Here is a 7,724-nt window from a genome sequence, read left to right as displayed (position 1 = left end):
ACGTATTACTGTGTTCGTGACATTGGTTTTAACAAATTGTTTTGTGGGTGAAATTTGAGGTGGACTATGCTGAAAAGGAAAAGTTTGTGGCGGACAATATTGTGGTGGACATTGACCATTGTGTGCATTAGCCCATGTTCTATTATACATTTCAAAACCTCCGATTCTTATTTTATAAGTCATTGATAGTTTATGAAATACAATAATAAATGGACTAGTATAAATGCCTCATTTCAAAACAATAACATCGAAAAGGTTAACTTTGAAAATTATCAAAAATATATAATTTTCATCTTGGTAATATTACTCAGTACGGCTAAAGCATAATAAAAAATAACGATTCCGGATAAGAAATAGTTACAAAAGTTAATCGGGGCTAAGGGAAATGCAAAAGAAAATTCTATCTATTGTCAGTAGAAGTAGTGATCCAAAGGCGGTTCCAATGAACACGATAGACCAACTAACATCTATACTTTTTCAAAAAGCAGCCGTTTTGCATCTTTGGTTCTAGAAACAGAGAACATGTACATCCACATCTGTTTATTTTGTGCCTAAAATGGAAGGGGGTATCGATGGAAGAGACGTAGTTATAAGAGGGTGAATTTGTGTAGGATTATCAAATCTAGTCTTTTAAGTTTAATCTACCTATAAGTGCAATGACATACGGAAAGCTATTTATTAGGCTAGCATTTAATTTGAATAGTGCCCTACTAAAAGAGTAGACTAAGTTTCGAAACAAGTTTACGAATATGTAGGGCAAGATGTTGATATGGACACCTGGCCCCTTTTAATTTTTAGGTAATGTATGTAGATTAAGGTGTCCGATTTCTTGATTGGTTTGTGGAGGGAACCAAAGAGGTAGTAATACTGTTACAGGTTTAAGCGATAATACGTATCTTGCCTTAATTGTTCATGGGYAATCTATAGGCTGTGGAATGTCTTTGAGCGAGTGATTAGCTCTGTCTTCATTAGCAAGCTTTACCCTATCCGTGTTGATGTGGTCACTTCTACATGCGGTACATTAATCAAACCCCACAGGAAGTCATTGATCGACTTCTAGTGAGGTTTTAATCTTTTGTTTAGCTTAAAAAATAAAAATTATGAACAAATTATCATTTAAATATATTTATACTGATAATTGGCATAGCAAAAACATCAATAAGAAACGCACCTACTATAGGAACGATTAAAAACGCTTTACTTGAAGGCCCATATTTAGCAGTGATTGATCTCGATGGTCATATTATTATTTCTTGTCTACACACATGAATACTTCATTTATTAGGTTAGCAGCTAGTTTTACCGTGCGATTATCATAATCTAATGATGGATTTACTTCACAAATATCAAATGAAATAGTTTTCTTATGTGAAGTAATTTTGCGAATTAATTCTCTAACTATTTTTCCAGAGAGACCAAATGAGGAAGGTGCACTAACACCTGGTGCTTCAGAAGCGTTTATAACATCCATACAAAGTGTTAATATAATACAATCCTTTTGATTTATAAAATTTTGAATTTTCTCTTCATTTTCATTGGAAATCTCATTTACTAATTCATCTTCATAAATCCAGGAACAGTTAAGTGAGGTAGCGGTGTTAAATAATTTTTTTGTGTTTCCATAACGTTGAATACCAATAGGTAAATAACTTGCTTGACTATCATTGTCCAATATTTGTTTAAACATTGTTCCAGAAGAAGTCATTTGGTCATAAGAACGTAAGTCAAAATGAGCATCAATGTTGAGGATCCCTATTTTAACATTTGGTCCAACATGCGACCTTACTCCTAGATAATGTCCATAAAAGGTTTCATGTCCGCCTCCCAAAATAACAGGAAACATATTTTTAGTTAATATTTTCTCAACGTGACTTCCTAATTCAGCTTGAGCTGCTTCTAACTGTTGATTTTCACAAATGATATTTCCAAAATCAACTAGACTATCTGCTGATTGGCCGTGCCAAGATAAAGAAGATAAGGATTTACGTATTTCATTTGGAGCTTCTTTGCTTCCAAGTCTTCCTTTATTTCTGCGCACGCCTTCATCACAAGAGAATCCTATTATCCCGCATGAATCATTTGTTGATGTTTTTGAATGATCACTAACTATTTGATGAATTCTAAATTCATCTTTATCTATTAAACTATCTGTTCTGCCTTTCCATAAATCCATATTTGGTACTGCATACATTTATTATCCCACCCTAGAAATTATTTATTTATTAGAGTATATCTGCTATTATTTATAATATCCAATACGTATTTTCAATATATTAATATAAAAAAACTATAAGTGGGGTGCATTTTTGGATATTAGGCAACTAACTTATTTCATTTCTGTAGTAGAAAATAAGAGTTTTTCAAAAGCAGCAAAAAAATTGCACCTTTCTCAACCCTCGTTAAGCAATGCAATTACAAAATTAGAACATAATATTGGATTTCCTTTACTTGAACGGTCTACTCGTTCTGTTCGACTATCAGATTCAGGAGAATTATTCTATCAAAGAGCAACTGAAATATTAAAAAAATTCCAACAATTTGAAATAGAATCGGCAGAAATACAACAAGTTGGAAATAAGCAGCTGTCTATCGGAATTATTGAATCAACAAAACATTGGATATCTCAGGTAATTAGAGATTACAATAAACATCAATCAATAACTCATTATCAATTAGACGAAATATTAAGTAAAGATAATGTAATTAACGCATTACTAAATTATAAAAATCATCTTGTTTTAACAAATCAAGAAATTACTCACCAAGAATTAAATGTACAAAAATTATATTCTGAAAAATTATGTTTAATTGCAAATGTTAATCATGCACTGTTCAAGATACCGAATATTTCATTATCGGATATTCAGCCATACCCTTTTATTATATGTTCAGATGGGTTTGAAACGAGGAATAACATTTTCAAAGCCTTTGAAGCCGAAAATCTATCTCTCGATGTACAATTTTCCGTCGAACGCTTTGAAACAATTTGTGAACTAATTTCAAATGACTTAGGTATCAGTATCTTACCTGAACGATATTGTGAAAGTATAAATGATTCTAGATTGCACTTTGAATATTTGGATTCATCATATTTTAACCGTACTGTGTATCTAGTTACATGTAAGAATCGTTTTGTTGCTCCACATGTTAACTTATTTATTAAACATATTTTTGATTTTCACAATCTCGAAGTCCCAATAGAGTAAAGCCTATTGGGGCTTTTTTTGTAGTAAGAAAGCTATAATCCGAGGGTCCCATATGACGTTCACATAATAGGGGTGGAGGATTAAGCACCTATAGAAGTATCTCGTTTGTAAAATGTTATTCCTGAAAAGTATGATTATTATCCCCAGTGATCTAGAAAAACACCAGTTTCATGATTCTTTATATCACGAAACAATAATCCGAAGGGGGTAACTGGGCTTTTCGTATGTTGTCTCTAACAGCCCAAAATTAAAAGAGTAGCAATTGCTACTCTTTTAATTTTTAACCAGTCCTATTTTAATTTAATTCTAATTGAATTGTAGTAACAATATTAGCATCATCGATCCATAAATAAACATTCTTACATTTGTGCGTGAAATATCTAATTGCAAAAGTATCTTTTAAAGAATCTTCTAAAGTCCAACTGGATATGGCAAGAGAAATTATAGGACCCTGTGATGTGTTATTTAAACAATCTAACACCTCATCGAACTCCATATCTTCGTATTTCTCTATAAATTCAGATAATATCTTGTATGATTTTTGAGGTCTCCATTCATATTGTGTGTTGTTAATTGTCCCATATAGATTTTTTATTATTGGATTTACCTTATTCGATCTGATAAAAGAGAGAGATTCTTGATTCGGCTTACTTAACATTATTTCTGATGGTAATTCGTTTTCTAATACAATTTTCGTGTTGTCAAAATGCATAATAATTTCTTCGATTACTTGATTATCAATTCTATTATCGACAAATAACGAAGTAACACTATTATCATCTTGAGAACCCAACAATAAAAAGAATTGAGTTAATAGTGAATATTTTTTTTGGATATTTGATTCGGGAATACATTCCCTGAACCTGAAATCTAAAAGACTGTTTGTATTGTCTTCAAACTGATTATTTGCTTCAAAAGGTTTCAACCATTCCAATATAGAAAACCACCTAGTATGTTATTAATTTACCTCAAAATAATAAGGTCAATTATGTTAATTAGAGATGCAAACGTTAATCAGTGTAGCTTTATTCTATTCGAATATTAAAGAATCCCCAATATTATATTGTTTTTCATCAATAATTTTATCTTTTTTGTAAAAAATAACCTTGACTTCTTTTTCTTCAAAAGCTTTTATGATGGTATCTTCCGTTATCCCCTTAGAATAGAATATAAATTCGCTCTTATATATATCAGAATTATCACTTTCTTTTTCGGAGGAATTCCCGAACCAATATCTCTGCTGATTATCAATTGTATTAATTACTTTCTTAAAGTCTGGTATATTTACTCTCTTCTTACTAGAACCATCTATCTGGAAGGTAAGAGAAAATTTTCTAAAGTCATCTTTTTTAGGGTCTTTAAGGTAATTCAATTGTACTTCTTTAAATTCATTATCCGTTAATTTATCTATTTGAACATTCAAATTTGCATTTTCCTCTTTACTAGTACTTTTATTACTACAAGCTCCCATAATAGCAATAATTAAGATTAATAAAATAGTTTTAATAAATAAAGCTTTTTTCATGTGATATCTCCTCTTATTATTTTTAACCATAATAAATAATCTAATGAACTGTTTCCCTTATAAAGGGATTGTAAAAGGGGCTAATTGTTAAAATGTCTGTGTCTTAACTTTCCTCTTTAGAAGGTACTAATTTTAAAGCTTTTGTATTATCAAGGACACCATACCCATTTTCATGAGGATTCCCAATTTTTCTGCTGAACCTGCAACATATGGTGTCGCCACAGAAGTTCCGTTTGTATATATATAATTATTGTCAATATACGTACTAAAAACATTTTCACCTGGAGCCACTATATCCAACTCTTTACTAGTAAGCTTCTTGATAAAGTAGGATCAGCTGACAATAAACTAAGGCTAGCTCGGTGGAAAGACGCGGTTCACATCATTTAATAATCTTTACAATTAGCATTTGTCAATGCCACATATGCTAATTGTAAAAAGAGAAATCGAAATGTATCCTTCCAGTTTGTCTTCTCCAGTAGGTGATGGAATAGGACTACCCGTGTATTTTGATTGGAGTTGTTTACATAGATTTTCGATGCATTCCATCTTATTAATACATTTAGGACTAAAGCTGATTCACTAAACGTGATTAGACCCTAATTGTTAAATCATATTTTTCACATCTTTATGGAGGAATTTCCAAATATTTAAAGCTATTCAAATCATTGTTTCCAGAAATAATAAGAAAAAACACAATGGAGAATTCAAATGAAAAACAAAAAAATTTATCAAGTATTTATCGTTACTTTTTTATTTGTGTTAATGATTAATCACACTGTTTATGCAATTGAATGGGAAGATGAAGATGTACCTATAAGCTTTAAAATTGAGATGTTGCCTTGGGAGATTGTAAACAACATTATTCCTAATAAAACAAATTTCACCATTATAGATATTGAAACTGGTTTATCATTTAAAGTACAACGAAGAGCAGGTAGCCATCATGCCGATGTACAGCCACTAACCAAGGAAGATACTCAAATCATGAAGAAAATTTATAATAATAAATGGAGTTGGAATAGAAGAGCTATTATTGTATTAATCAATAATCAAATGATTGCTGCATCTATGCATGGAATGCCACATGGCGCTGGTGCTCTTCAAAATGGTTTTTCAGGTCATTTCTGTGTTCATTTCTCTGGAAGTATAACGCATCGTTTGAAAAACGAAGATCTTTCTCATAAATTAATGGTATTGAAAGCGGCTGGTAAGCTTGATGATTATATAGCAACGGTAAGTCCCTATGAACTTATTCGTATTTTTACCATTGCCATTAATCAAGGAAATCAGAAATTATTAGCACTGACCTTATCAAATCCGAGTCATCTTAATCGTGTCAATAAACTTGTTGAAGATATTACATATTTTGGTGTTGTTGACCCTTTAAGACAACCACCTGAGCAACTAAATGGGGTATTTCTCGTGGATGTACCCGTTCAAGTGGCTATCTATAAGAAGAGAGAAGGCAAAGAAAAAAAGGTTATGCATTTTATGATCCGAAGGGACAGTTTGACTGATCGTTGGTTTATTGATCAGGATTCGCTCTATGAAGACTTAAAATAGGATATGTAAAATGAGGAATACATGAAATGATAAATTCCAACCCATATTAAAATAATGTGGGGGTGGTTTCACTGAGATTAACATGGATTGCCGGCCTTTTACTATTCGTTCAACAAGTGTATATTCCTGATAGCTTATCGGTAACCCAGCAAGGACAAACGATTGCTGTTGTTAAACGCGCTGAAGTTTCTATGCCATTTCTAGATGTTCCTATGATGGACGTGGATAAATACAATCAGTTAATCGAAAAAATAGACAGTCAAGTGTATCAAGAACCTGTAAATGCCACAATCGACAAGAATGGTAATATTCTTCCTGGGCGGATAGGTTACAAGCTATACCATCAAGCATTTAAAGAGCAATTTTTTTCCTTTCTATACGGACGTAGAGAACAGAAAGTAGAAGTTCCCTTACTAGCCATTCATCCAAAGGTTGATAACGAACTACTTGCTCAGATTCGTGTAAATAAGATTGGTGAATTTAGAACCTATTTTAATGTGAATAATAAAAATCGTTATAATAATATCTCGCTCGCTACAGAAGCCATTAATAATTATGTCGTATTTCCAGGTGAGAAGTTTTCCTTTAACCAAGCTGTTGGTAAGAGAACAGTAAACAAAGGATATTTGCCTGCTCGTGTTATCGTCAAAGGAGAGTTTTCTGAAGGGGTCGGTGGAGGGATTTGTCAGGTTTCATCCACTCTGTATAATGCAATCGACAATGCAGGGTTGAAAACAATTCAACGCTATTCCCATACGAGGCACGTTCCTTATGTTCCACCTGGCCGCGATGCTACGGTAAGCTGGTATGGTCCTGATTTTAGCTTTAAAAACAAGTACAATCAACCAATCCTAATTCGTGCTACAACCCAAGAAGGCACTGTAAGTATCAGTGTTTACTCTTCAGAAATGATAAATAATAAGACCCGGAAAGTTCCCTAAGCTACAAGTTAGATATCATAGGAAGCTTTTGATTTTGTATGAATGTGAAAATTGTTGAATAAACTAGGGGCCCACCAATCGGTGGGGCCATATCGTTTTTTTTAGGCGGTATGGAAGTAGCGGAAAATGATGATCTGGTAAACTGGAGGATCCCAGGCAAGGTCTTCAAAAGACTTGGGTGGAGCGATGGATCTTGTCAACGGAGCGAACAAATGAAAGAAGCCGTTGGTGATGGTGTTGAATTAATGGGATATCTAGACATCAGCTTTTGTTTATTTAAATCGCTTGCGCTGTTTTTACCATCATTGCAGCAACGGGACTTAATTTGAAAAAAAGTCTTTCCTTCAAAGATCCATTGGTAATTAGCAGCGGTAAACAAACGTGACTAAACAATAAAGTAATGAATATGTTTATCAAATTTCCAACTTGCTATTCATGCGATGTTAAAGGCAATTCACCATCAATTTATCGCTAATACCTTTATAC

General features: G+C 32.7%; 9 protein-coding genes. 5 read left to right on the top strand and 4 right to left on the bottom strand.

Annotated elements, in window-relative coordinates; genetic code table 11:
- The first annotated feature begins 385 nt into the window (after positions 1-385).
- Complete coding sequence (locus AC1DUW_RS16905; protein WP_269083722.1) at positions 386-511, top strand: hypothetical protein; 126 nt, start codon at positions 386-388, stop codon at positions 509-511.
- Positions 512-1,246: 735 nt separating this feature from the next.
- Here AC1DUW_RS16905 and hutG read toward each other — a convergent pair.
- Positions 1,247-2,191: a formimidoylglutamase gene (hutG, locus tag AC1DUW_RS16900; RefSeq protein ID WP_053345484.1), complete on the bottom strand. Its 945-nt coding sequence runs from the start codon at positions 2,189-2,191 to the stop codon at positions 1,247-1,249.
- Positions 2,192-2,306: 115 nt separating this feature from the next.
- Here hutG and AC1DUW_RS16895 point away from each other — a divergent pair, with 115 nt between their 5' ends.
- A complete protein-coding gene (locus AC1DUW_RS16895) occupies positions 2,307-3,206 on the top strand; it encodes a LysR family transcriptional regulator (protein ID WP_098177555.1) in 900 nt (299 codons plus the stop codon).
- 295 nt (positions 3,207-3,501) lie between these two features.
- On the opposite strand, the gene AC1DUW_RS16890 is transcribed toward AC1DUW_RS16895, so the two are convergent.
- The 3 genes from AC1DUW_RS16890 to AC1DUW_RS16880 form a co-directional block, all read right to left on the bottom strand.
- Positions 3,502-4,140: a hypothetical protein gene (locus tag AC1DUW_RS16890; RefSeq protein ID WP_053345486.1), complete on the bottom strand. Its 639-nt coding sequence runs from the start codon at positions 4,138-4,140 to the stop codon at positions 3,502-3,504.
- A gap of 96 nt (positions 4,141-4,236) precedes the next feature.
- Entirely contained in the window at positions 4,237-4,731 is a 495-nt protein-coding gene (locus AC1DUW_RS16885; RefSeq protein ID WP_053345487.1) for a hypothetical protein, read from the bottom strand.
- Between the two features lie 132 nt (positions 4,732-4,863).
- Positions 4,864-5,031, bottom strand: coding sequence for a S8 family serine peptidase (locus tag AC1DUW_RS16880; RefSeq protein WP_330219142.1), 168 nt, complete (start codon positions 5,029-5,031; stop codon positions 4,864-4,866).
- A gap of 411 nt (positions 5,032-5,442) precedes the next feature.
- Here AC1DUW_RS16880 and AC1DUW_RS16875 point away from each other — a divergent pair, with 411 nt between their 5' ends.
- The 3 genes from AC1DUW_RS16875 to AC1DUW_RS16865 all read left to right on the top strand — a co-directional run bounded on the left by AC1DUW_RS16875 (position 5,443) and on the right by AC1DUW_RS16865 (position 7,567).
- On the top strand, positions 5,443-6,297 hold the full coding sequence (locus AC1DUW_RS16875) for a hypothetical protein (protein WP_252433642.1): 855 nt from the start codon (positions 5,443-5,445) through the stop codon (positions 6,295-6,297).
- Positions 6,298-6,368: 71 nt separating this feature from the next.
- Positions 6,369-7,238 carry a VanW family protein gene (locus AC1DUW_RS16870; protein ID WP_477643022.1) on the top strand — a complete coding sequence of 290 codons (870 nt, stop codon included), beginning with the start codon at positions 6,369-6,371 and terminating at the stop codon, positions 7,236-7,238.
- A 110-nt stretch (positions 7,239-7,348) separates the two neighbouring features.
- Positions 7,349-7,567 carry a hypothetical protein gene (locus AC1DUW_RS16865; RefSeq protein ID WP_477643021.1) on the top strand — a complete coding sequence of 73 codons (219 nt, stop codon included), beginning with the start codon at positions 7,349-7,351 and terminating at the stop codon, positions 7,565-7,567.
- Positions 7,568-7,724 lie beyond the last annotated feature (157 nt).

It is taken from the genome of Peribacillus sp. P4_C12, assembly GCF_056402095.1.
Note: the sequence above shows the minus strand (reverse complement) of the source record. Positions and strands in the feature narration are given on the sequence as shown.